Below are 806 nucleotides of genomic sequence, written 5' to 3' on the forward strand. Positions count from 1 at the left end.
ATATAAAAATGCGGTGAAGAAGTCGGGTGGCGAAGCCTCTTCAATTGTTCAATATGCCGAGATGTTGATTAAATTAGGGCAATATGACGCGGCGCTTAGCTTATTGGAGCAGGTGAGTACCGACAAGGATGAAAGTTACTATGTCGCACTGGTTGAGTCTTATCAAGGTAAGCACAAGTACTTATCTGCTGAGCTTGTTCTGGATGAGCACTTAAGTGGCAATAGCGTTGAGCTTCAAATGCTTCGTGCGCATAACTTGTTAGGTTTGAACGAGCTTGAACAAGCAGTCAATGCCTATCAGAAAATTCTTAATGACGAGGCAGGGAATGACCTCGCTACCCTAGGAAAAGCAACTGCTTTAGTAAGATCTAACCAGGTAAAAGAATCGAAAGGCTTGCTTAATTCCATACCTAAGGGTGCCAAGGCTTTTAGTAAAGCAAGAATTCTATTGGCTGGTATTGCAATTGGTGAACAGAACCTGGAACAGGCCGAAGATATTCTGACCGATTTGCTTTCTACTATGGATAATACAGATATTATTGAGCCGGAAAAAGCCGTTGTATTAGAACGGCTATCTTATGTTTTGACTCGCCAAGGCCGTTCTAACGAAGCCTATATTTACACCAAACTGTTATCCGAAGCCTTCCCGGGTTCAAATGAAGTAAAAGAGAAATATCAGCTTGCGGTCGAGAAAATGCAAGCAGGCGAATTGGATGCGTCTAAAGCAACTTTGATCGAGATATTAAATGATTATCCCTCATACAAGCTAGCGACTCAGCTACTAGGTATTATTAGCTATTTGGAAG

1 protein-coding gene is annotated in these 806 nt (G+C 41.9%); it reads left to right on the forward strand.

What is annotated here, in order from left to right; all coding sequences use genetic code 11:
• On the forward strand, positions 1–806 hold an 806-nt coding region (locus A3757_RS02260; RefSeq protein WP_156506116.1), incomplete at both ends, for a tetratricopeptide repeat protein.

Source organism: Oleiphilus sp. HI0117, assembly GCF_001635235.1.